24 protein-coding genes and 2 pseudogenes are annotated in these 21,557 nt (G+C 62.8%); 18 read left to right on the top strand and 8 right to left on the bottom strand.

Annotated elements, in window-relative coordinates:
* Window positions 1-48 precede the first annotated feature (48 nt).
* The 4 genes from K225_RS0111325 to mmsB all read left to right on the top strand — a co-directional run bounded on the left by K225_RS0111325 (window position 49) and on the right by mmsB (window position 3,145).
* Window positions 49-435, top strand: coding sequence for a lysozyme inhibitor LprI family protein (locus K225_RS0111325; protein ID WP_369794855.1), 387 nt, complete (start codon window positions 49-51; stop codon window positions 433-435).
* A 43-nt stretch (window positions 436-478) separates the two neighbouring features.
* Entirely contained in the window at window positions 479-1,645 is a 1,167-nt protein-coding gene (locus K225_RS0111320) for an acyl-CoA dehydrogenase family protein (RefSeq protein ID WP_026436518.1), read from the top strand.
* Between the two features lie 60 nt (window positions 1,646-1,705).
* On the top strand, window positions 1,706-2,143 hold the full coding sequence (locus K225_RS0111315; RefSeq protein WP_026436517.1) for a TfoX/Sxy family protein: 438 nt from the start codon (window positions 1,706-1,708) through the stop codon (window positions 2,141-2,143).
* A 105-nt stretch (window positions 2,144-2,248) separates the two neighbouring features.
* The gene (gene mmsB / locus K225_RS0111310) at window positions 2,249-3,145 is read left to right on the top strand and encodes a 3-hydroxyisobutyrate dehydrogenase (RefSeq protein WP_026436516.1); all 897 of its coding nucleotides are present in this window, start codon (window positions 2,249-2,251) and stop codon (window positions 3,143-3,145) included.
* 195 nt (window positions 3,146-3,340) lie between these two features.
* Here the strand turns inward: mmsB and K225_RS21700 are convergent.
* Window positions 3,341-3,499 (bottom strand): annotated as a pseudogene (locus K225_RS21700) (transposase); the annotation flags it as partial.
* A 39-nt stretch (window positions 3,500-3,538) separates the two neighbouring features.
* On the opposite strand from K225_RS21700, the gene K225_RS22195 reads away from it, so the two are divergent.
* The 3 genes from K225_RS22195 (at window position 3,539) to K225_RS22185 (ending at window position 5,869) form a co-directional block, all read left to right on the top strand.
* On the top strand, window positions 3,539-4,087 hold the full coding sequence (locus K225_RS22195) for a hypothetical protein (RefSeq protein WP_155885258.1): 549 nt from the start codon (window positions 3,539-3,541) through the stop codon (window positions 4,085-4,087).
* 238 nt (window positions 4,088-4,325) lie between these two features.
* Window positions 4,326-4,883 carry a hypothetical protein gene (locus tag K225_RS22190; protein ID WP_155885257.1) on the top strand — a complete coding sequence of 186 codons (558 nt, stop codon included), beginning with the start codon at window positions 4,326-4,328 and terminating at the stop codon, window positions 4,881-4,883.
* Window positions 4,884-5,077: 194 nt separating this feature from the next.
* Entirely contained in the window at window positions 5,078-5,869 is a 792-nt protein-coding gene (locus tag K225_RS22185; RefSeq protein ID WP_155885256.1) for a hypothetical protein, read from the top strand.
* Between the two features lie 127 nt (window positions 5,870-5,996).
* On the opposite strand, the gene K225_RS0111295 is transcribed toward K225_RS22185, so the two are convergent.
* Window positions 5,997-6,299 carry a monooxygenase gene (locus K225_RS0111295; protein WP_026436513.1) on the bottom strand — a complete coding sequence of 101 codons (303 nt, stop codon included), beginning with the start codon at window positions 6,297-6,299 and terminating at the stop codon, window positions 5,997-5,999.
* A gap of 140 nt (window positions 6,300-6,439) precedes the next feature.
* Window positions 6,440-6,832, bottom strand: a complete 393-nt coding sequence (locus tag K225_RS22390) for a hypothetical protein (RefSeq protein ID WP_026436512.1) — start codon at window positions 6,830-6,832, stop codon at window positions 6,440-6,442.
* A 48-nt stretch (window positions 6,833-6,880) separates the two neighbouring features.
* On the opposite strand from K225_RS22390, the pseudogene K225_RS22385 reads away from it, so the two are divergent.
* Window positions 6,881-7,087, top strand: a pseudogene (locus tag K225_RS22385) (tryptophan synthase subunit beta); the annotation flags it as partial.
* Window positions 7,088-7,187: 100 nt separating this feature from the next.
* Window positions 7,188-7,526: a YggL family protein gene (locus K225_RS0111280; protein WP_026436510.1), complete on the top strand. Its 339-nt coding sequence runs from the start codon at window positions 7,188-7,190 to the stop codon at window positions 7,524-7,526.
* A 180-nt stretch (window positions 7,527-7,706) separates the two neighbouring features.
* On the opposite strand, the gene icd is transcribed toward K225_RS0111280, so the two are convergent.
* Both icd and K225_RS0111270 read right to left on the bottom strand, forming a co-directional pair.
* Entirely contained in the window at window positions 7,707-8,966 is a 1,260-nt protein-coding gene (gene icd, locus K225_RS0111275) for an NADP-dependent isocitrate dehydrogenase (RefSeq protein WP_026436509.1), read from the bottom strand.
* A gap of 250 nt (window positions 8,967-9,216) precedes the next feature.
* Window positions 9,217-11,451 (bottom strand): NADP-dependent isocitrate dehydrogenase, encoded by a 2,235-nt coding sequence (locus K225_RS0111270; RefSeq protein ID WP_026436508.1) that lies wholly within the window; start codon window positions 11,449-11,451, stop codon window positions 9,217-9,219.
* Window positions 11,452-11,741: 290 nt separating this feature from the next.
* On the opposite strand from K225_RS0111270, the gene K225_RS21695 reads away from it, so the two are divergent.
* Entirely contained in the window at window positions 11,742-11,945 is a 204-nt protein-coding gene (locus K225_RS21695) for a hypothetical protein (protein WP_081679664.1), read from the top strand.
* 141 nt (window positions 11,946-12,086) lie between these two features.
* Window positions 12,087-12,596, top strand: a complete 510-nt coding sequence (locus K225_RS0111260; RefSeq protein WP_026436507.1) for a DUF192 domain-containing protein — start codon at window positions 12,087-12,089, stop codon at window positions 12,594-12,596.
* Window positions 12,597-12,737: 141 nt separating this feature from the next.
* Here K225_RS0111260 and K225_RS0111255 read toward each other — a convergent pair whose 3' ends face one another.
* Both K225_RS0111255 and xseA read right to left on the bottom strand, forming a co-directional pair.
* Window positions 12,738-13,319 (bottom strand): superoxide dismutase, encoded by a 582-nt coding sequence (locus tag K225_RS0111255; RefSeq protein WP_026436506.1) that lies wholly within the window; start codon window positions 13,317-13,319, stop codon window positions 12,738-12,740.
* Window positions 13,320-13,478: 159 nt separating this feature from the next.
* Window positions 13,479-14,804: an exodeoxyribonuclease VII large subunit gene (xseA, locus tag K225_RS0111250; RefSeq protein ID WP_026436505.1), complete on the bottom strand. Its 1,326-nt coding sequence runs from the start codon at window positions 14,802-14,804 to the stop codon at window positions 13,479-13,481.
* A gap of 351 nt (window positions 14,805-15,155) precedes the next feature.
* On the opposite strand from xseA, the gene K225_RS0111245 reads away from it, so the two are divergent.
* From K225_RS0111245 to adk, 6 genes are all read left to right on the top strand, one after another.
* Entirely contained in the window at window positions 15,156-15,803 is a 648-nt protein-coding gene (locus K225_RS0111245) for a MotA/TolQ/ExbB proton channel family protein (protein ID WP_026436504.1), read from the top strand.
* 30 nt (window positions 15,804-15,833) lie between these two features.
* Window positions 15,834-16,271, top strand: coding sequence for a biopolymer transporter ExbD (locus K225_RS0111240; protein WP_026436503.1), 438 nt, complete (start codon window positions 15,834-15,836; stop codon window positions 16,269-16,271).
* A gap of 5 nt (window positions 16,272-16,276) precedes the next feature.
* Window positions 16,277-17,350, top strand: a complete 1,074-nt coding sequence (lpxK, locus tag K225_RS0111235; RefSeq protein WP_081679663.1) for a tetraacyldisaccharide 4'-kinase — start codon at window positions 16,277-16,279, stop codon at window positions 17,348-17,350.
* Window positions 17,351-17,368: 18 nt separating this feature from the next.
* On the top strand, window positions 17,369-17,551 hold the full coding sequence (locus K225_RS0111230) for a Trm112 family protein (RefSeq protein WP_026436501.1): 183 nt from the start codon (window positions 17,369-17,371) through the stop codon (window positions 17,549-17,551).
* On the top strand, window positions 17,548-18,354 hold the full coding sequence (kdsB, locus tag K225_RS0111225) for a 3-deoxy-manno-octulosonate cytidylyltransferase (protein WP_026436500.1): 807 nt from the start codon (window positions 17,548-17,550) through the stop codon (window positions 18,352-18,354). The genes K225_RS0111230 and kdsB overlap by 4 nt, the downstream gene beginning before the upstream one ends.
* A 154-nt stretch (window positions 18,355-18,508) precedes the next feature.
* Window positions 18,509-19,165, top strand: a complete 657-nt coding sequence (gene adk / locus K225_RS0111220; protein WP_026436499.1) for an adenylate kinase — start codon at window positions 18,509-18,511, stop codon at window positions 19,163-19,165.
* Window positions 19,166-19,222: 57 nt separating this feature from the next.
* Here adk and K225_RS0111215 read toward each other — a convergent pair whose 3' ends face one another.
* Window positions 19,223-20,176 carry an asparaginase gene (locus K225_RS0111215; RefSeq protein WP_026436498.1) on the bottom strand — a complete coding sequence of 318 codons (954 nt, stop codon included), beginning with the start codon at window positions 20,174-20,176 and terminating at the stop codon, window positions 19,223-19,225.
* 81 nt (window positions 20,177-20,257) lie between these two features.
* Between K225_RS0111215 and lexA the strand changes: the two genes are divergently transcribed.
* Window positions 20,258-20,932, top strand: coding sequence for a transcriptional repressor LexA (lexA, locus tag K225_RS0111210; protein WP_026436497.1), 675 nt, complete (start codon window positions 20,258-20,260; stop codon window positions 20,930-20,932).
* The last annotated feature ends 625 nt before the right edge of the window (window positions 20,933-21,557 follow it).

Raw genomic sequence — 21,557 nt, 5'->3', positions numbered from 1 at the left:
TAAAAGCAGGGCATGCAAATTTTCAAGACGAAGAAGCGGGGATTGGCAATGGTCTTCGGTGCTGCGTGCGTGATGCTGATGGGAGCCAATGCCCACGCACAGGCCGGTGCCGCCTGCAGGCCCGGCGGCACGGTGGACGAAACCAATGCCTGCGCCGTGCAGGCCTATCAGGCGGCAGACACGCAGATCGGCATCCTCTATGGGGATGTGATGCGCGCCCTGTCGGCCCATGAACGGCCCCAGTTGCGGCAGGAACATTCGGCCTGGCAACGCGAACGCACCACCCGCTGCAAGCAGGCCCAACGCAGTGCCGAAGCGCAGCCCCAGTGGCCGCGCCTCTACCACGAGTGCCTGACGACCGAGACCGAGGCCCGCCGCAAGGGCCTGATGCGCTGGCTGACGCTGGACCACCCTTCCGCCAAGCCTTCCAACTAGAAAAATCCACCCCAGAACAACAAGTACCAACGAGACAAGCAGCATGGACTTTGAACTCACCGAAGAACAGCGCGCCTTTGCCCAGACCGCGCGCGAATTTGCCGAAGGCCAATTGGCGCCCCACGCGGCGCAGTGGGACGCCGAAGGCATCTTCCCCAGGGAAGCCATCGCCAAGGCCGGTGCGCTGGGTTTTTGCGGTCTGTACGCGCCCGAGAGCGCAGGCGGCCTGGCCCTGCCCCGTCTCGACGCCACGCTGGTGTTCGAGGAAATGGCCGCCATCGACCCCAGCACCACCGCTTTCATCACCATCCACAACATGGCCACCTGGATGCTGGGCACCTGGGCCACACCCGCCGTGCGCGAGCACTGGGGCCCGCTGCTGACCACCGGCGAAAAGCTGGCCAGCTACTGCCTGACCGAGCCCGGCGCAGGCTCGGACGCCGCCTCGCTCAAAACGCGCGCCGAGCTGGTCGGCCATGAATACGTCATCAACGGCAGCAAGGCCTTCATCAGCGGCGCGGGCGCCACCGATGTGCTGGTGCTGATGGCCCGCACCGGCGACGCGGCCTCGGGCGCGGGCGGCATCAGCGCCTTGGTGGTGCCCGCAGACAGCGCGGGCACCACCTATGGCAAAAAAGAACACAAGATGGGCTGGAACAGCCAGCCCACGCGCACTATCAGCTTCGACAACGTGCGCATCCCGGCCGACCACCTGCTGGGCCGCGAGGGCGAAGGCTTCAAGATCGCCATGAAGGGCCTGGACGGCGGGCGCATCAACATCGCCACCTGTTCGGTGGGCGCGGCCCAGGGCGCACTGAACGCCGCCCAGCAATACCTGCACGACCGCAAGCAGTTCGGCAAACCCATCGCCAGCTTCCAGGCGCTGCAGTTCAAGCTGGCCGACATGGCCACCGAACTCGTCGCCGCGCGCCAGATGGTGCGCCTGGCTGCAGCCAAGCTCGACGCCGGCGCGCGCGACGCCTCCACCTACTGCGCCATGGCCAAGCGCTTTGCCACCGACACGGGCTTCAACGTGGTCAACGAGGCCCTGCAACTGCACGGCGGCTACGGCTACATCCGCGAATACCCGCTGGAGCGCCTGCTGCGCGACGCGCGCGTGCACCAGATCCTGGAAGGCACGAACGAAATCATGCGCGTGATCATTGCGCGGCGCATGCTGGACGGCGACGCCCCGGAGGTGATTCGCTAGGTTTTTTATAGCTTCTGGCGCCCATCCAACAAGCGCTAGAAGCCAATTCAACCCCAAACCATGCCGGCCCGCCCCCTCCGCGACGAAACCCTGCACCTGATCGACGCCGTGCGCAGCGCGCTGGCGCAATGCAGCGATGTGGACGAGCGCCGGCTGTTTGGTAGCCATGCCTTTTTTGTGGATGGCAAGCTTTGCATTGCCGTCAAGGGCGAAGACCTGCTGGTGCGCCTGCCTCCGGCGCGGCACGCCGAGTTTCAGGAAATGCAGGCCACGCGCGAGCTATCGCCCGAGGGCAAGATGCAAGGCTACTTCTGGGTGGAGCCCAACGGTTACGCCACGCGCGCGCAGTGGCATTTCTGGCTGCGCGAAGCCCTGGCCTACAACCCGCACGCCAAGGCCACGCCGCCGCGCAAGCGGGCCGCAGCCAACCGGCCGCCCGCAGCGCCGCCCGCCCCCAAGGGCAAGCGGCACAGCATTTTTGACGACGACACCCCGTGATTTCAAGCCTTTTTGGCCGCTAGCGCTTATGCAACAAGCGCCAGAAGCTATTAAATTGATACCAATATCCATCCCTCACCCACATCACCACCAGGAGACAACCGCATGAAAATCGCATTCATTGGCCTCGGCAACATGGGCGGCCCCATGGCCATCAACCTCATCAAGGCAGGCCACAGCGTCAAGGCCTTTGACCTGAGCCCGGACGCCGTGGCCAAAGTGGTATCTGAAGGCGGCCAGGCCGCCGCCAGCGCGCAAGACGCCGTGCAGGGCGCCGAAGCCATCGTCAGCATGCTGCCCGCCAGCCAGCATGTGGAAACGCTGTTCCTGGGCAGCAACGGCCAGCCCGGCCTGCTGGCCCACATCGCCAAGGGGGCGCTGGTGATCGACAGCTCCACCATCGCCGCCGCCACCAGCCAGAAGGTGGCCAAGGCCGCTGAAGCCGCAGGCATCGACTTCATCGACGCCCCCGTATCGGGCGGCACCGGCGGCGCCATTGCGGGCACGCTCACCTTCATGGTCGGCGGCACGGCAGCCGCCCTGGAGCGCGCCCGCCCCCTGCTCGAAAAAATGGGCGCCAACATCTTCCACGCCGGCGCCGTGGGCGCAGGCCAGACCGCCAAGATCTGCAACAACATGCTGCTGGGCATCTTGATGGTGGGCACCAGCGAGGCCATCGCCCTGGGTGTGGCCAACGGCCTGGACCCGAAGGTGCTGAGCGAGATCATGCGCCGCAGCTCGGGCGGCAACTGGGCGCTGGAAAAGTACAACCCCTACCCCGGCGTGCACGAAAACGCCCCCGCCAGCAAGGGCTACACCGGCGGCTTTGGCACGGATTTGATGCTCAAGGACCTGGGGCTATCGCAGGAAAACGCCACTGCCGTGAAAGCCAGCACCCCGCTGGGCGGCATGGCCCGCGCGATTTACGCCGCGCACAGCATTGCGGGGCATGGCGGAGAGGACTTTTCGAGTGTGATCAAGATGTTGCAGAAAAACGGGTAAAACGGATTTACCTGTAAACCTTCTGCCAAAAGGGCGCTGTAGCTTGAAGTTACAGCGCCTTTTTTCCATTATGTTGGGGACAAGGCCTCTCAGCACTCTTGAGAAAACCCAATTGCAGTCAGACAACTCTTCATTTCTCTGCGCCTGCTTCCGACCCACAGCGGCCTTCCGGATAAAAGCCTCCAAGCCGTTATTCAGCGAACTGGCAGCAACGCCTTCCCCGCGTGCCACCAGGGGCACCCTCATGCCCGGTTCATAGGTACGCCGCACCAGCGCCGCCTTCCCTGCAAGAGACCACCGCCTGCGGCACCGGAGATTCAATGGAACATCTCGGTATCCTCGTACCAGTCGGATCGCGTTAGAAACAGTTCCATAGCGATTGATCGTGATCAAATGATCGCTGCCTCGCTGCGAGCAAGCTATAACGTGATCGCACCAAAATATCTTCAGCAGGACTTCACAACAGAAGGCCATATGCCCAAACGATATCTACCCTACTTGCCCCTGTTGTTTCCACTGCTCCTCTCCTCATGCGCCACCGATCAGACGTCGTCGATACACTCAGCAGTCGATCGCGCCCCTTCATTTTGGTGCGCCCCCAAACTGGCGGCAGGCAAGGGTAGGATTTGGATTTATCGAACGGCACCGAAACGGATGGGATTGCCCCCCGACATCGTCGTAGACAACAGGCTTTACGAGGCACTTCGCCCCGGCACTGCCTACACGATTGACGTCGCTCCCGGAAAGCACGAAGTCAAGCTCGCCCATGACAAGGACAAGCTCGACATAGAGGTGGTTGAGGGCAGCGATACCTTTATTCGCTTTGACATGGACCCCGCGCCATTCGGGCGGGGTTTCTTTCCAGTTCTTGTCGTTCGTGAAATCGCAAAAATTGAAATACACGAGCACACCGGGACTGACTTCACCTGCACCAAAGACTAGCCGAGCCAATGGAGCGACTGCATGCTGGAAAAGAAATTGGATTCCGCAAGCCCAGCTAGCGAATTGGACCCAATTATGGGAAAAAATACCAAATCCAGCCAGCCACGGCGCTGCCTAAGCCTTCGTTCAAGCAGATCTGTCGAACACCCGCTTAATTTTCCCGGTGGCCGCCTCGCGCGATAGTCCGTAAATTTTCATCGCCAGCCATTTCAAAGTAGCATTTTTTTGGAAATAAATCATGAAAAAATTCTTATTTTTGATTATCTCCTCAGCACTATTAATTTCTGGCTGCACCTCAACCGCGATGAAGTCCTACTCTTCTGATGTGCCACCCGGTTCACTAAAGCTTATCCAGGTCATGGATGTCGCAAGCAGGGAAGACATGCTGCAAGGCAAGATATTTTACGAAGAATTAATAAATACAGGGATACCCGACAGCGATATTCGCGACGGAAGCATGGTTGTTGGTCGCATATATTGCTGCGGAGGTACGGCAGAGCTTCCAACCCGTCAATATGCCTACGTGCCTTCTCCAATGGACATACAGCCGCTTGACATTGTCGAGATACGAGTCGGCATATCACATTCAAACAAGGATCGCGGGACAGTCAATCGGGTTACTCGGGTAGTACAAAAGGCCAATGCTCAAGACCGCCAGTGCCGTTGGGTGCCTCCTGATCCAGGTTTATGGATGAGAATCCTGTACTGCGACTGGATGAGCCGCGAGGGATGGATTGAGCAAACCGGCTGGAATCACACTTGGTTAAAGCCCCCTTCCATGAGTCAAGACAAATAGTTTTTCTTGGCGGCCAAATCCTCGACTAACTGAAGCGTTTACAAACTGCACTCTCCGCCCTCTGCGCTCTGACGGCTTCTCACCCCCATGTTGTGCGACTTTTTCGCACTGTGCATGCACATCTTGGACAAGCCCGCCCTGTACAGGCTACAGTGCCCCTCAAGCACAAGCTCGCGGTACGACCGCAATGCAAAATGGCAAAGAAGTTTGATTTATACCAAGCGCCAAGCAGGCTTCGCTCGCTCGTACTAGCGGGAGCGGTGATTTTGGCTGGCTGTGCAACGCCGACTGGAGCACCGTGCTCCAATTGGTCAGTCAGATGCGGTTGCTATTGCGGTGCCAGCGGGGCTTGGTCTGGAATCGAACCAGAACCACCGGGAGAGGCTCCGAAGTGGACAACCCCATTTACACCCCGACCAGACCATGCGCTGAATGCTCAGGATAAGAAAGCCATTCGCACAGTCTACATTGATCACAACGTAGCGCTTCCACAGACACCCCGCGTCTGGACACGCTCGGATAGCTTGGCCGAAGGATATGGAGGTTTGGTTGCAATCAAAAAATCAACAGACAGAAGCAAAGAACAAGCAACGGTTGAATACCTTGATGCGAACAAAATTCGAATCGATGCAATGCTTGTGGATGCGTTTACCATCGAGCTTGAATCCCGAAATCAATTTTCAGTGATCAAGTCACCCATTGATGCTGATGCCACGATCAGGTTCGTTGTATTGATGTACGGAGTTGAACATACATTCAATCCATTTTCCAGAAATTACCGCACCCTCCTGAACGCCAGGGCAACGATGGCTGGTCCAGGAGACAAGATGGTCTGGATCAAAGAGATTTCAACGGAAAGTGATGATCAATCACTGGCAACATTAAAGGAGCTGTACGGGGATCCCGAGATTATGCGCAAGCACATGTCGATTGTTGCCAGGATATGGGCGAAGAGGATGGTCGATCACCTCTTAGGAGCACAGTAAATGGGGTGAGGTCCAATCAGCCGCTTTACCCGGCTGCCGTTCCAGCAGCCGATGGTCTCTGTATTGAGTGTCCGATTCAACATTGCGCCAATGCACGCCCTTGGTCGCCAGCTGCCTTTGGTACTTTTCAAAGTGGCGCGCGGTCGATCCTGGACAAGGGTTCATTCACACCAAAAATCTTCCCGTTCACCTGAGGGATTCCAAAACTCTTCAGCCGAGCAGTGTGCATCGTCAAATAGGCCTGTGCACTCTGGAAATCCTTGAAGCAATAGACACCACCGGCTTCATTGGATTCCTGGTTCTCGGTCCAGATCTTCCAGACCAACCCGGGTTCATTGGCGATGGACCGGGCGAGGCCGTCCATGGCTGCTGCCATTTCCTGTCCCCACGGACCGGTGTAGGGGAAATCCACTTGAAGGATGCAGCCCATAAAAACTCCTTTGATGTGAGAAAACTGGGCTCTGGTGCACAGCCCATCCTTCAAGAATACGTGAGACACGGGTTCGTAAGCTCTGGTCCAGGCAAGAAGCACCCGGGACGCACGGTGCCCGCGCGGTCGGGGGTTACCGCTTACGAGACCCTGAGGGACTCCCACTCCCCCACACAATGCCGCGCCAGCGCCGTCGCCCAGCCAGGCTCCCCTGGCACAAAGGCAATGCCATACAGCGGACTGACCAGAAACCCCGCGCGCTCAAACGCTGTGCTGTCGCTCGATCGCACGAACGCGGCCAGGTCGCGGAAAGACACGGCCACGGTGCCCAGGTGCAGCACCTCGGCGCGGGCCGTCACCTCTTCCAGCCGGCCGCTGTCCTGAAAGCGGTAAACCACATCGCCATAGTCCAGCGCGGTCAGGCCCACGGTGTTGCGCAATTCGCTGCGCGGCTGGCCGTGGACACGGATGACATCGTCGCGCGTGGCGGTAAAGGGCACGCCGTTCACGCTTTCGTAGGGTTGCAGGTGCATGGACCATTCTGTGGCGGGGCGATGCGGGGACGCAAGCCCGGCGAAAACGAATCGGTGACCGACAAGGAATGCCTGGATGCCTTCATGCAGCTCTCGCGCGTGGAGGGCATCATTCCCGCGCTGGAAAGTGCCCATGCCATGGCCTGGGCCATGCGCATGGCGCCCACGCTGGGCAAGGACACCCACATCCTCGTGAACCTCTCGGGTCGCGGCAACAAGGACGCAGATTACGTGGCCAAGGTGCTGGGGATTTAACGCCCGGCGGCACAAGCCCCTCGCGTGTCCGGGCCCAACACGCCTTCCAGGCGACAATGCCGGGCACGATTGCCCCATTCACCTTCCACAAGTATTCACCATGTCACTTCCATCCAACAAGCAACGCAGCCGCCGCCTTCGCAAGAAGATGCGCGTGGGCGAATTCCAGGAACTCGGCTTCGAGTACGAGCTGAAGGTGAAGCAGGCCCTGACGCCCGAGCAGGAAGAGGCACTGATGAACCGCTTTCTGACCGAGTTGATCCTGCCCCGCAACCTGGCAGCGTCCGGCTGGGTGCGCGAGGGTTTCGTGATGGCTTACCTGCGCGGCTCCACCACCGAGGGTGATCGCCAAGCCACCCAAGCCTGGCTCGCCGCGCAACCGGAGGTGGCCGAGGTCACGGTCAGCGCCTTGAAGGACGCCTGGTACGTCGAAAACTGAACGCCCCGCGCATGCCGCGGGTGCTGCGCGAAGACAAGCCCGGCGCGTGCCAGACTCCACCGCCCTTGCGCTGGGTGTAAAACGCCGCAGCAGGGCCGATACACGCAAAAAACCCCGGGCTGAGGGCAGCACCGGGGTTTTTCCATTTCTTGAGGCGCCAGCAGACGCTGGCACACCGCTTCACATGTGGTCGATCATCACCTGCCCGAAGCCCGAGCAGCTCACCTGCTTGGCACCTTCCATCAGGCGGGCGAAGTCGTAGGTCACCTTCTTGCTGGCAATCGACTTCTTCATCGAACTGATGATGAGGTCGGCAGCTTCCACCCAGCCCATGTGGCGCAGCATCATCTCGGCCGAGAGGATTTCGGAGCCGGGGTTCACATAGTCCTTGCCGGCATATTTGGGCGCCGTGCCGTGCGTGGCTTCGAACATGGCGATGGTGTCGCTCAGGTTGGCGCCGGGAGCAATGCCGATGCCGCCCACTTGCGCGGCCAGGGCGTCGGAGACGTAGTCGCCGTTGAGGTTGAGCGTAGCGATCACCGAGTATTCAGCGGGGCGCAGCAGGATTTGCTGCAGGAACGCGTCGGCAATGCTGTCCTTGACGACGATGTCCTTGCCTGTCTTGGGGCTCTTGAACTTCATCCAGGGGCCGCCGTCGATCAGTTCGGCGCCAAACTCCTTGGCCGCCAGGCCGTAGCCCCAGTCGCGAAAGCCCCCTTCGGTGAACTTCATGATGTTGCCCTTGTGCACGAGGGTCACGCTGGGCTTGTCGTTGTCGATGGCGTACTGGAGCGCCTTGCGCACCAGGCGCTCGGTGCCTTCGCGCGAAACGGGCTTGACCCCGATGCCGGACGTTGCGGGGAAGCGGATCTTCTTGACGCCCATCTCGTCCTGCAGGAAATTGATGAGCTTTTTGGCCTTGTCGGATTCGGCTTCGAATTCGATGCCGGCATAGATGTCTTCCGAGTTTTCACGAAAGATCACCATGTTGGTCTTGTGGGGCTCCTTCAGCGGCGAGGGCACGCCGTCGAAATACTGGATGGGGCGCAGGCAGACATACAGGTCGAGCTCCTGGCGCAGGGCCACATTCAGCGAGCGGATGCCGCCGCCCACGGGCGTGGTCAGCGGGCCCTTGATGGAGACCACGTAGTCCTTGACGGCGTGCAGGGTTTCTTCGGGCAGCCACACATCAGGGCCGTACACCTTGGTGGATTTTTCACCGGCAAACACTTCCATCCAGTGGATCTTTTTCTTGCCGCCATAGGCCTTGGCCACCGCGGCATCGACCACCTTGAGCATCACGGGGGTGATGTCGGCGCCGGTGCCGTCGCCTTCGATGAAGGGAATGATGGGCTGGTCCGGCACATGAAGGGTCATGTCGGCGTTGACGGTGATTTTCTGGCCTTCGGCAGGCACCTGGATGTGCTGGTAGCTGGTCATGTCGGGAGTCTCCAGTGGGATGTTGGAATGAACTGAAGCGGGTTTGAAAAATCCGTGAAACGCCGCAATTTTACCGGCCCCACCTTGCGGCGAGCAGCCGTACACACGTGCCGCCCGCAGGATTGACACCGCCAGATCCCCCGAAGCGTGCCCACCCAAAAAAATGCCGCACGGCAGGCCTGGGCCCGCAGTGCGGCATTTTGGCTGACCTGTTGTGGCGGCCCCGTATCAGGGGCCCACCACGCGTCTGTCAGGCAGCGGCGGAAAGCACCGCGTTCAGGGTCGGGCTGGGCCGCATGATGGCATCCAGCTTGGCCAGATCAGGCATGTAGTAGCCACCGATATCGGCGGGCTTGCCCTGCACGGCATTGAGCTCGTCCACGATCTTTTGCTCGTTGGCAGCCAGTTGCTCGGCCAGCGGGGCAAAACGCTTTGCCAGCGCGGCGTCGTCGGTCTGCGCGGCCAGCTCTTGCGCCCAGTACAGGGCCAGATAGAACTGGCTGCCGCGGTTGTCGAGCTGGCCGGTCTTGGGCGAGGGATTCTTGTTGTTGTCCAGCAGCTTGCCGGTGGCGGCATCCAGCGTCTTGGCCAGCACCTTGGCCTGTGCGTTGCCGGTCTTCAGCCCCAAGTCTTCCAGCGACACGGCCAGGGCCAGGAACTCGCCCAGCGAGTCCCAGCGCAGGTGGTTTTCCTCCACCAGCTGCTGCACATGCTTGGGCGCCGAGCCGCCGGCGCCGGTTTCGTACATGCCGCCACCGGCCATCAGCGGCACGATGGACAGCATCTTGGCGCTGGTGCCCAGTTCCATGATGGGGAACAGGTCGGTGAGGTAGTCGCGCAGGATGTTGCCGGTGGCGCTGATGGTGTCCAGGCCGCGGATCACGCGCTCCAGCGTGTAACGCATGGCGCGCACCTGGCTCATGATCTGGATGTCCAGGCCGGAGATGTCATGCTCGTGCAGGTACATCTTGACCTTGGTGATCAGCTGGGCCTCGTGCGGACGGTAAGCATCGAGCCAGAACACCACGGGCATGCCGGAGTTGCGGGCACGGTTCACGGCCAGCTTGACCCAGTCGCGGATGGCGGCGTCCTTGACCTGGCACATGCGCCAGATGTCGCCGGCTTCCACATTCTGCGAGAGCAGCACTTCGCCGGTGGCCAGGTCGGTGATGTTGGCCACGCCGTCCTCGCTGATCTCGAACGTCTTGTCATGCGAGCCGTATTCCTCGGCCTGCTGAGCCATCAGGCCGACGTTGGGCACCGTACCCATGGTCTTGGGGTCGAACGCGCCGTGCCACTTGCAGAAGTTGATCATCTCCTGGTAGATGCGGGCAAAGGTCGATTCGGGCATCACGGCCTTCACGTCCTTGAGGCGGCCGTCGGCGCCCCACATCTTGCCACCGTTACGGATCATGGCGGGCATGGAGGCGTCCACGATGATGTCGTTGGGTGAGTGGAAGTTGGTGATGCCCTTGGCCGAATCCACCATGGCCAGCTCGGGGCGGCCTTCGTGGCAGGCGTGCAGGTCTTTGAGCACTTCTTCGCGCTGGGCCGTGGGCAGGGTGGCCACTTTTTCGTAGAGGTTGGCCATGCCGTTGTTCACGTTCACGCCCAGCTCTTCGAACAGCTTGCCGTGCTTGGCAAACGCATCCTTGTAGAAAATCTTCACGCAGTGGCCGAACACGATGGGGTGCGAGACCTTCATCATCGTGGCCTTGACGTGCAGCGAGAACATCACGCCGGTCTTGCGCGCGTCTTCGATTTCCTTTTCGTAGAACTCCAGCAACGCCTTCTTGCTCATGAACATGCTGTCGATGATCTCGCGGTCGAGCAGCGACACCTTGGGCTTGAGCAGGATGGTCTTGCCGGTCTTGGTGATCAGCTCCATCTTCACGTCGCGGGCCTTGTCCAGCGTGAGCGACTTTTCACCATGGTAGAAATCCCCACGGTGCATGTGCGAGACATGCGAGCGCGAAGCCTGGCTCCACTCGGCCATGCTGTGCGGGTTCTTGCGTGCGTATTCCTTGACGGCCCTGGGTGCGCGGCGGTCGGAATTGCCTTCACGCAGCACGGGGTTTACGGCGCTACCGATGCACTTGGCATAGCGCGCACGGATCGCCTTTTCTTCGTCGGACTTGGGGTCTTCGGGAAAGTCTGGCAGCGCATAGCCCTTGCCCTGCAGTTCCTTGATGCAGGCGATCAGCTGGCCCACCGAGGCACTGATGTTGGGCAGCTTGATGATGTTGGCGTCGGGCTCCAGGGTCTTCTTGCCCAGCGCGGCCAGCGTGTTCGGCACCTTCTGTTCGTCGCTCAGGCATTCGGGGAACTCACCCAGCACGCGGGCCGCCACCGAAATGTCGCTCTCGACCACGTTGATGCCCGCAGGCGCGGCAAAGGTGCGCACGATCGGCAGGAAAGAAGCGGTGGCCAGGCGCGGCGCCTCGTCGGTCAGGGTGTAGATGATGGTGGGTTGCTGGGTACTCATCGCTTATGTCTCAAGAAATGGCTGAAAAAAACCACCGGATGGTGGCCCAGCCGGTAGCAGTGATCGAACCCCGCCATTGTGCTTTCTTGCATCCGGCCCGACCCGGCTTTTTTGCAATCGAATATCACGATGCGAAATGAAAGCACGCAATTTGACCAATTTTTTGATCCAATGGGCCCTGCCATGCCGGTTTCCCTGTCAACGCCGCGCTCCCGGCCACCGTTGCAGGTGGAGCTTCGCGGCGGTTCGCGAAGCATTCACCCCGACGATTCGTCAAGGAAATGGCACATATGAAAAAACTACTCGCTGTCCTGATGGCTGGTCTGTTCGCTGCAGGTGCTTTTGCACAAGCCCCAGCCGCTGCACCCGCCCCCGCTCCCGCGCCTGCTCCGATGGCAGCGCCTGCGCCTGCAGCAGCCCCGGCACCTGCCACGGCCAAGCACAAGAAAGTGGCCGCCAAGAAAACCAGGAAGGTCGCCAAGAAAGCCGCCTGATCACGGTGGCGCGGGCCTGCCTCCGATGGCGGCCCCAGTGGCTTCAAAATCGCCCGCATTCGCGGGCGTTGCTGTTTCTGTTTCCGGTCTGCGCCCGCCTCTGCTACCGTTCACCTGTCTGCCATCGTTCCACATCGCTCCATGACAACCACACTTTCTGCCCGCCACCACGCCGCACGCCGCATTCCTGGCCCCGTCGCCACCGCGTTGACCGCCCTGGGGGTGTGCATGATGGCGTTGTGGGCCACCGCATCAACCGCCCAGGACAGGCCACAACTGGCGCTGCAGCGCGTCGAGCTCACGGCCGGCATGCACCGCATCGATGCCCAGGTGGCGCAAACGCCGCAACAGCGCCAGACCGGCCTGATGCACCGCAGGGAGATGCCCGCTCAGGAAGGCATGTTGTTCATCTTCGAGCAGCCCGGCGTGCAATGCTTCTGGATGAAGAACACCTTGCTGCCGCTGACTGCGGCCTTTGTGGCCGATGACGGCACCATCGTCAATCTGGCCGACATGAAACCCCAGACCACCGATTCGCATTGCTCGGCAAAGCCCGTGCGCTACGTGCTGGAGATGAACCAGGGATGGTTCGGCAAAAAGGGCATCAAGGCCGGTTTCAGGCTCGGCGGTGCTCCGTTTGCGCGGCGTTGATGCGCCATGTTGAGCTATTTTTAATGGAGCTTCCAGCGCTTGCCTGCAAAGCGCTGCAGCCCCAAAAGCACAAAACGGCCCGCAAGGGCCGTTCTGGTTTGACAGGCAAAGCGGGTGAAGCGCCCGCCCCTGCTGCCTGCTTCAGGCGAAGTTGGCTTCGGCGAACTTCCAGTTCACCAGTTTGTCCAGGAAGGTTTCCACAAACTTGGGGCGCTGGTTGCGGTAGTCGATGTAGTAGGCGTGTTCCCACACGTCCACCGTCAGCAGGGCCTTGTCGGCCGTGGTCAGCGGCGTGCCGGCGGCGCCGGTGTTGACGATGTCCACGCTGCCATCGGCCTTCTTCACCAGCCAGGTCCAGCCCGAGCCGAAGTTGCCCACGGCCGACTTCACGAAGGCTTCTTTGAAAGCCGCATAAGAGCCGAACTTGGCCTGGATGGCCGCAGCCAGTGCGCCCGTGGGCTCGCCACCGCCCTGGGGAGCCATGCAGCTCCAGAAGAAGGTGTGGTTCCAGATCTGGGCGGCGTTGTTGTAGATGCCGCCGCTGGATTTCTTGACGATCTCTTCGAGCGTCATGGCTTCAAACTCGGTGCCCTTTTGCAGGTTGTTGAGGTTCACCACATAGGCGTTGTGGTGCTTGCCGTGGTGGTATTCCAGCGTTTCCTGGCTGTAGTGCGGGGCCAGGGCGTCAATCGCGTAGGGCAGCGGGGGAAGGGTGTGTTCCATGGTGTTTCCTCGTGGTTTGAAATTCTGGATACCCATCCGCAGTGCTTGCGCAGCAATGCGGTCGGGCGCGGGGCAAGCAGGCATTGTAGGAAGAACAATCGACCTGTGCTGCGGGCTGCGCGAGAACACCCGCCGTTGCGCGAGAAAGGTGGATTTGTCCTACAGCAGGCGCGGCTGCACCACGGTGACATCCACCGCGCCATCGGCCAGCGTGGCGCGCAGGGCGTCGCCCGGCTGCGCCTGGCGCACGCTGGTGACGGCCTGGCCGGTAGTGTCGGTCAGCAACGCATAGCCCCGCTGCAGCACCAGGCGCGGATCGAGCAGCTGCAGCCGCAGGGCCGCACGGTCCAGGCGCTCGGCCTGCAGCGCGAGCCGCCGGTGCAATGCTGAAGGCAGATCGACCTCCTGCGTCTGCTGCGCATGTGCCAGTTGCTGCATTTTCAATAGCGATCCATGGCGCATGCGCTGGGCCAGGCGCGCCAGCTGCATCTGCTGCCGGGCCACGAGGCCCGAGGGCCGGCCCAGGCGCGCGGCGGCCTGGTCCAGCCGCTGGTGGCGGGTGTCGAGCTGGCGCTGCGCGCCATCGGCCAGCCGGCCGGCCAGCAAGCCCAGCGCTCCCAGCCACACCTCGCGCGGCTGGGCCACCAGCTCGGCCGCGGCCGTGGGCGTGGGCGCGCGCAGGTCGGCGCAGAAGTCGGCGATGGTGAAGTCGGTTTCGTGGCCCACGCCGCTCACCAGTGGCACCGGGCTTTGCACGATGGTGCGCGCAAGCTGCTCGTCGTTGAAGGCCCACAGGTCTTCCATGGAGCCGCCACCGCGCACCAGCAGGATTACATCAATGGCTGGATTGAGGGTCAAATCGGCCCCGGGCGCTTGCCCTGCCTTCGCCAGTTGATACAGTTCTGATAGCGCCTTGGCGATGGACCGCGGGGCCGCCGCGCCCTGCACCAGCGCCGGCACCAGTACCACCGGAATATGCGGCACCCGCCGGCGCAGCGCCGTCACCACATCGTGCAGCGCGGCCGCACCCGGCGACGTGACCAGGCCAATGGCCCGCGGCTGCAGCGGCAGAAGCCGCTTGCGCGCAGCATCAAAAAGGCCTTCAACCTCCAGCTGCGCCTTGAGCCGCAAAAACTGCTCGAACAGCGCGCCCTGGCCTGCGCGCTGCATGCTCTCGACGATGAACTGCAGATCGCCCCGGGCTTCATACACGCCAATGCGCCCGCGCAGCTCCACCAGCTCGCCATCGCGCGGCGAAAAGTCAAGCAGGCTGGCCGAGCGGCGGAACATCGCGCAACGCAACTGGCCGTTCGCATCTTTCACCGAGAAGTAGCAATGCCCGCTGGATGCGCGCGAAAAGCCCGTGATCTCGCCGCGCACCGCCACCGGGTTGAATCGCGCCTCCAGCGCATCAGCAATGGCGCGGCACAGCGCACCAACTTCCCAGATTCGTGGCGCAGTTACAAGACTGGTGGGCTCAGGCATGAGACAGGACCAGCGTTTGCAGGCGATGCGCCCAGTGACTACTCCACAGCGCGGAGCGAGCAGCAGACACTGCATCCCCTGGGATCAAAACCCGCAGGAAAACACGAAAACACGCGCAACTTATTGATTTATAACGATTTTTCACTGATCAATTTTTCATCAATCTGTTGAATTCACGGCGTGGCGCCGCTTTGCGAGCGCCGCAAGCCCAGTTGCCCACAAAGTTATCCACAGATTTTGTGGGTGAGAGAACGGCCTGCACTACGCAACTTTGTGTAACTTTTTGCGTCGTGAAAGGCCTGGCGAGCTGGGCCATAATCGCCGCTTGCCTTCATCCGAGCGGAGAGAGAATTGCTGTCCATCATACAAGCCGCAGGCTGGCCCATCTGGCCACTGATCACCTGCTCTGTCCTGGCATTGGCGCTGATTTTCGAGCGCTTCGTGGCCCTGAAAACCGCGCGTGTCGCCCCGCCAAAACTGCTGGACGAAGCCATCACCGTCTCGGCCAAGGCCGTTCCCACGCCCGATGTGGTGAACCAGCTGGCCCAGAACTCCGCGCTGGGCGAGGTGCTGGCCAGCGGCCTGCGCGCCTTCAACAACAACCCCCTGTGCACCGAGGCCGATTTGCGCGCCACCATGGAGGGCGCCGGGCGCACCGTGGCGCACCGGCTCGAAAAATACCTCAATGCCCTGGCAACCATCGCCTCGGCAGCCCCGCTGCTGGGCCTGCTGGGTACCGTGATCGGCATGATCGAGATTTTTGGCTCGCAGGTGGGCACCGGCGGTGCCAGCCAGGCCATGGGCGGCGGCAACCCGGCGCAGCTGGCGCATGGCATCTCGGTTGCGCTGTACAACACGGCATTCGGCCTGATCGTGGCGATTCCGGCGCTGATCTTCTGGCGCTATTTCCGCAGCCGCGTGGACGCCTACCTGCTCACGCTGGAGCTGGCCTCCGAGCAGTTTGTGCGCCACATCCTGCGGCTGCGCAAAACGAAATGAGCGCCCCGCGGTGCCGGAAAGACTGAGCGCATGAACTTTCGCCCCCGTCCCAAGGATGAGCCCGAGATCAACCTGATCCCGTTCATCGATGTGCTGCTGGTGATCCTCATCTTCATGATGCTGACCACCACCTACAGCAAGTTCACCGAGCTGCAGCTGACGCTGCCCGTGGCCGACGCCGAGCAGCAGCGCGACCATCCCAAGGAAGTGATCGTGGCCGTGGCGGCCGACGGACGCTATGCCGTCAACAAGGCCGCCGTCGACGGCAAGGGCGTGGATGCGGTGGCCCGCGCACTGGGCCAGGCGGCCAGCGCCGGCCGCGACAGCGTGGTCATCATCAGTGCAGATGCCACGGCGCCCCACCAGGCGGTAGTCACCGTGATGGAGGCCGCGCGGCGCGTGGGCCTGAGCCAGATCACGTTTGCCACGCAGTCGTCGGCGGGCGCGCGCGCAGGCAACGGCCGCTAGCCACCATGGCTGCCGCCGGGCCGCAGCCGCCCTCCCCGCCTTCCCCCGTGGTCAACCCGGCCGCTGGCGGCCTGCAGTCCACGGGGCTGGCACGCATCTGGCGCTCGCGCGGGCCTGCCGCCTGGGCCTTGTGGCCACTGTCCCTGGCCTACGGCGCGCTGGTGGCACTGCGGCGCGCGTTGTACCGACTGCATGTGCTGCGCAGCGAACACCCGGGCGTACCGGTCGTCGTGGTCGGCAACGTGATTGCCGGCGGCGCCGGCAAGACCCCCGTGGTGATTGCCCTGGTGCGGCATCTGCAGGCACAGGGCTGGCAGCCGGGCGTGATCTCGCGCGGCTACGGCCGCATCACCCGCGACTGCCGCGCGGTACACCCCGACAGCCCGGCCCTGGAAGTGGGGGATGAACCTGCCCTGATGGCCCGCGCCACCACCGCGCCCGTGTTCGTGGCGCCCCAGCGCATCACGGCGGCGCGTGCGTTGCTCGCCGCCCACCCCGGCACCGACATTCTGGTGTGCGACGACGGCCTGCAGCACCTGGCCCTGGTGCGTGACCTGGAGATCTGCGTCTTCAATAATGACAGCCTGGGCAACGGCTTTTTACTGCCCGCCGGCCCCTTGCGCGAACCCTGGCCAAGGCAGGTGGACTGGGTGCTGCACGCCGGCCAGGCCCCTGCCGGGCCCGCGCCGAGTTTTGCACTGCAGCGCAGATTGGCGCCCCATGCCCTGCGCTCGGACGGCCAACAGGTGCCGCTGGCATCCCTGCGTGGCGGCCCGGTGCATGCGGTGGCGGCAGTCGCGCGGCCCGAAGAATTCTTTGCCATGCTGCGGGCGCAAGGCCTCCAGCTGGCAGGTGCCGAAGCCCTGCCAGATCACGATGATTTCAATGGCTGGAAACGCTTGACAGATAAGCACTTGGCACTGATTTGCACGGAAAAAGACGCCGTCAAGCTCTGGCCTTTGCACCCCGATGCGCTGGCGGTGCCGCTGGAGCTTTGGATCGATCCCGCCTTCATGGCCGCCCTCGATGCCCGACTGTCGGCGTGGCGGACCGCGCCGCTATCATCCCCCTCTGCCTGATTTCCGGAAAACGCCGCCATGGATCCCAAACTGCTTGAATTGCTGGTCTGCCCTGTCACCAAAGGTCCGTTGACCTATGACCGCGAGCGCCAGGAACTGGTGTCGCGCAGCGCCCGCCTGGCCTACCCCGTGCGCGACGGCATTCCCGTGCTGCTCGAAAACGAGGCACGCACCCTGACCGACGAGGAACTGGAGGCGTGAGCCCCGCCACGGCCACCGGCTTCACGGTGCTGATTCCGGCACGCATGGCCTCGAGCCGTTTGCCCGACAAGCCCCTGGCCGATATCGCCGGCCTGCCCATGGTGGTGCATGTGGCCCGCCGCGCTGCGCAAAGCGCTGCAGCCCGCGTGGTGGTGGCGGCCGACGACCCGCGCATCCTGCAGGCCTGCCAGGCCCACGGGGTGCAGGCCCTGCTCACGCGCACCGACCACGCCAGCGGCAGCGACCGGCTGGCAGAAGCCTGCACCCAGCTCGGGCTGGACGGCGACGCCGTGGTGGTCAATGTACAGGGCGACGAGCCCCTGATGGACCCCGCGCTCATCGACGCCGTGGCGGCCCTGCTGCCCGCCCGCACCGAAGCCAGCATGGGCACGGCAGCCCACGCCATCCACACCCTGGCCGATTACGAGAACCCCAACATCGTCAAGGTCGTGCTGGACGCGCGGGGCCTGGCCCACTATTTCAGCCGGGCACCGATTCCACACGCCCGCGACCACTCGGGCCAGTCCTGGTGGCAAGGCGCTGCAGCCCGGGCCGCACCGGGCGTGGCGGCCCTGAACGGGTTCGCACCGCTGCGCCATATCGGCATCTACAGCTATCGGGCCGGATTTTTGCGGCAGTTTCCTGGCCTGGCCCAGGCGCCCACCGAAACGGTGGAGGCGCTGGAACAGTTACGCGCCCTGTGGCATGGCCACCGCATTGCCGTGCACATTGCGGCGCAGGCTCCCGGCCCGGGCGTGGACACGCCCGCCGACCTGGACCGGGTACGGGCGCTGCTGGCCTGAACCCCCGCGCGCCGCCACTGATTGGGGGCGCTGCAGTAAGCCAGGGCAAGGTATGCACATGCTATCCTTGCCCGCAAAGAAAGCACTGCGTCTTGGGCCCTCATTGCGCCTACTGCCAGCCGTGCCAGCCGATTTCTAACCTTCGAGGATTTCCATGAGACTGATTTTGCTGGGCGCCCCCGGTGCCGGAAAGGGCACGCAAGCCACGTTCATCTGCCAGAAATACGGCATCCCGCAAATCTCCACCGGCGACATGCTGCGCGCAGCCGTCAAGGCTGGCACGCCGCTGGGCCTGCAGGCCAAGGCCGTGATGGACTCGGGCGCCCTGGTCAGCGACGACATCATCATCGGCCTCGTCAAGGAACGCATCACGCAACCCGACTGCGCCCAGGGTTTCCTGTTTGACGGCTTCCCCCGCACCATCCCCCAGGCCGACGCCATGAAGGCCGCAGGCGTCAAGCTCGACTACGTGCTCGAAATCGATGTGCCATTCGACGCCATCATCGAGCGCATGAGCGGCCGCCGCTCTCACCCCGCCAGCGGCCGCACCTACCACGTCAAGTTCAATCCGCCCAAGGTCGAAGGCAAGGACGACGTGACCGGTGAAGACCTGATCCAGCGCGAAGATGACAAGGAAGAAACCGTCAAGAAACGCCTGCAGGTCTACAGTGACCAGACCCGCCCGCTGGTGGACTACTACAGCCACTGGGCCCAGGCTGAACCCGGCGCCGCCCCCAAATACCGCGCCATCAGTGGCACGGGCAGCGTCGAAGAAATCACGGCACGCGCAATGCAGGCTCTGGCGAGCTGAACCTCCGCTCGCGCTCCGCACCGGCTGGGCATCCGGTGCGGCACTGCCGCTCAGTGGTCACGGCAGCAGGTCCAGCATCAGCGAGATGCGTGCCTTCACCGGGGACAGGCCCCCGGAATCGGGTAGCGCATCGCCGGGCTTGGGCAATACCTGGCCTTCCGGGCAGCGCGTGGAACGCACTACTTTCACACCAGCCGCCTGCGCGCGCAACAGCGCTGATTCCAGCACATGGTGAAGCGTGCCATTGCCCGTGGCGGCCACCACGATGCCCTGCACGCCGTCGCGCACCAGCGCGTCCACCAGCGCGCCCGTGGCGCCAGCGTAGCTCATCACCACCTCGACACGCGGCCATTGCACGCAATCAACTATCTTTTCAATAGCAATTTGCGCTGACTTTGATTGCCCCAACGGCCAATCCTGCACCAAACGCACCGCCCCCTCCTCCACCCAGCCCAGCGGGCCAGCCTCGCCCGAGCTGAATGCATCCACCCGGTAGGGATGTACCTTCTGCACACGGTGCGCGCCATGCACCACGCCGGCCGCCACCACCATGACGCCCCGGGCCCGCGCAGTCATCGCCACCGCGACGGCATCGAGCAGGTTCTGCGGGCCGTCAGGCGCCAAGGCCGTGGCGGGCCGCATCGCGCAGGTCAACACCACGGGCTTGCGGGCATCCAGCACCGAGTGCAAGAACCAGGCGGTCTCTTCCAGCGTATCCGTGCCATGGATGATGATCACGCCGCGCACCTCGGGATCGGCCAGCGCGCTGGCGCAACGCTCTGCCAGCGCCTGCCACACGCTGAACTCCATGTCTTTGCTGTCCAGCTGTGCAAGCTGCTCGGCCACCAACTCCCCGCAGGCCACTGCCTGCAAACCGGGCACCCCATGCAGCAACTGCTCAACCCCCACCTGCGCAGCGGTGTAACCAATGTTGTCACCCCGGGTAGCAGAAGTGCCAGCAATGGTTCCACCGGTTCCCAACACCACAATTTTTTGCCTGTTCACTTGCATCCTTTGAAAAACTGGTGAAAAATACAGTGACTGGATTAATACACAGTTATCACCACCAACGTGGCACGCACTGGAAACACCATGCTCGACAATCCCAAGCTCACGGCCCGCCAGCAACAAATCCTGGACCTGATCCAGGTGGCTATCTCCCGCACCGGCGCTCCCCCCACCAGGGCAGAAATCGCCACCGAGCTGGGCTTCAAGTCGGCCAACGCCGCAGAAGAGCACCTACAGGCCCTTGCCCGCAAAGGTGTCATCGAACTGGTCAGCGGCACGTCCCGCGGCATCCGCTTGCGTGGCGACACAGTGCGCTCCATCAATGCGGCGCGCGGCACCCAGTTCAGCCTGCCTATCCCGGGATTGTCGCAGCTGGTCTTGCCCCTCATTGGCCGTGTGGCTGCGGGTTCGCCCATTCTCGCGCAGGAGCATGTGGACCAGACCTACAGCGTGGAAAACAGCCTCTTCCAGCACAAGCCCGATTACCTGCTCAAGGTGCGCGGCATGTCCATGCGCGATGCCGGCATCATGGACGGCGACCTGCTGGCCGTGCAGTCCACCCAGGAAGCCCGCAACGGCCAGATCGTGGTGGCCAGGCTGGGTGACGATGTCACCGTCAAACGCCTGCGTCGCACGGCCAGCACCATTGAGCTGCTGCCCGAAAACCCCGATTACCCCGTGATTGTGGTTCAGCCAGGCGAGGTTTTCGCGATTGAAGGCCTGGCCGTGGGCTTGATTCGCAACACCATGCTCATGTAATTCCGTTCTCTGTTGCGCGCCTCAGGTGGCGGGCGTTTGGCAAACCCTGGCGGGTTTTCCAGCCCTGAGAGCGTGCATTCCCTGCAATCCTGCCTGTGCTCAACCCCTGATACATGGAGTTTTCACATGGGACTTGCCTTGTTCGCACTCTCTGCACTATCTCAACCGATTCACGCCGTCGCGCAGTGGTTTCATCCCAGGCGCTGCATGCCTGCGCACAGCCCTGCGCACGCGGCTTGCACAGCCTGCGTGCGCCACGAAGGGCTTTCGTCCCGCACGGTGGCCAGCATCATCGTCCCAGAGGTGGCAGGTTCGGCGGCAGGCAGTGCGGGCTGTCAGCCCGCGGCTCGCATGCACAGTGCGTCTTGCGCCACCACCGGACCGGGCGCCGCAAGCCGTCGAGGCACCCGGCGCCCTGTGCGCGTTCTGCATCCGGCATCCCGCTCGGAGGTCGGGCGCATGGTCATTTCGGGCCGTATGGCCGATGTCTGCGCCGAGCTGGAGCGCATGGCAGCTTGCGAAACATGCCACTGAGAGCCTGTTGACGATCTCCCAGGGGTCGCGCAGCGGTCTTTGCGCGATGGGATGCAAGGCGCGGTGCGCAGTGGATAGCCCGGCTATCCAC

It is taken from the genome of Acidovorax sp. JHL-9 (assembly GCF_000426205.1).
Taxonomy (GTDB): Bacteria; Pseudomonadota; Gammaproteobacteria; order Burkholderiales; family Burkholderiaceae_C; genus Acidovorax; species Acidovorax soli.
The sequence above is the reverse complement of the archived record's forward strand: the minus strand, read 5'-3'. Positions and strand labels throughout refer to the sequence as shown.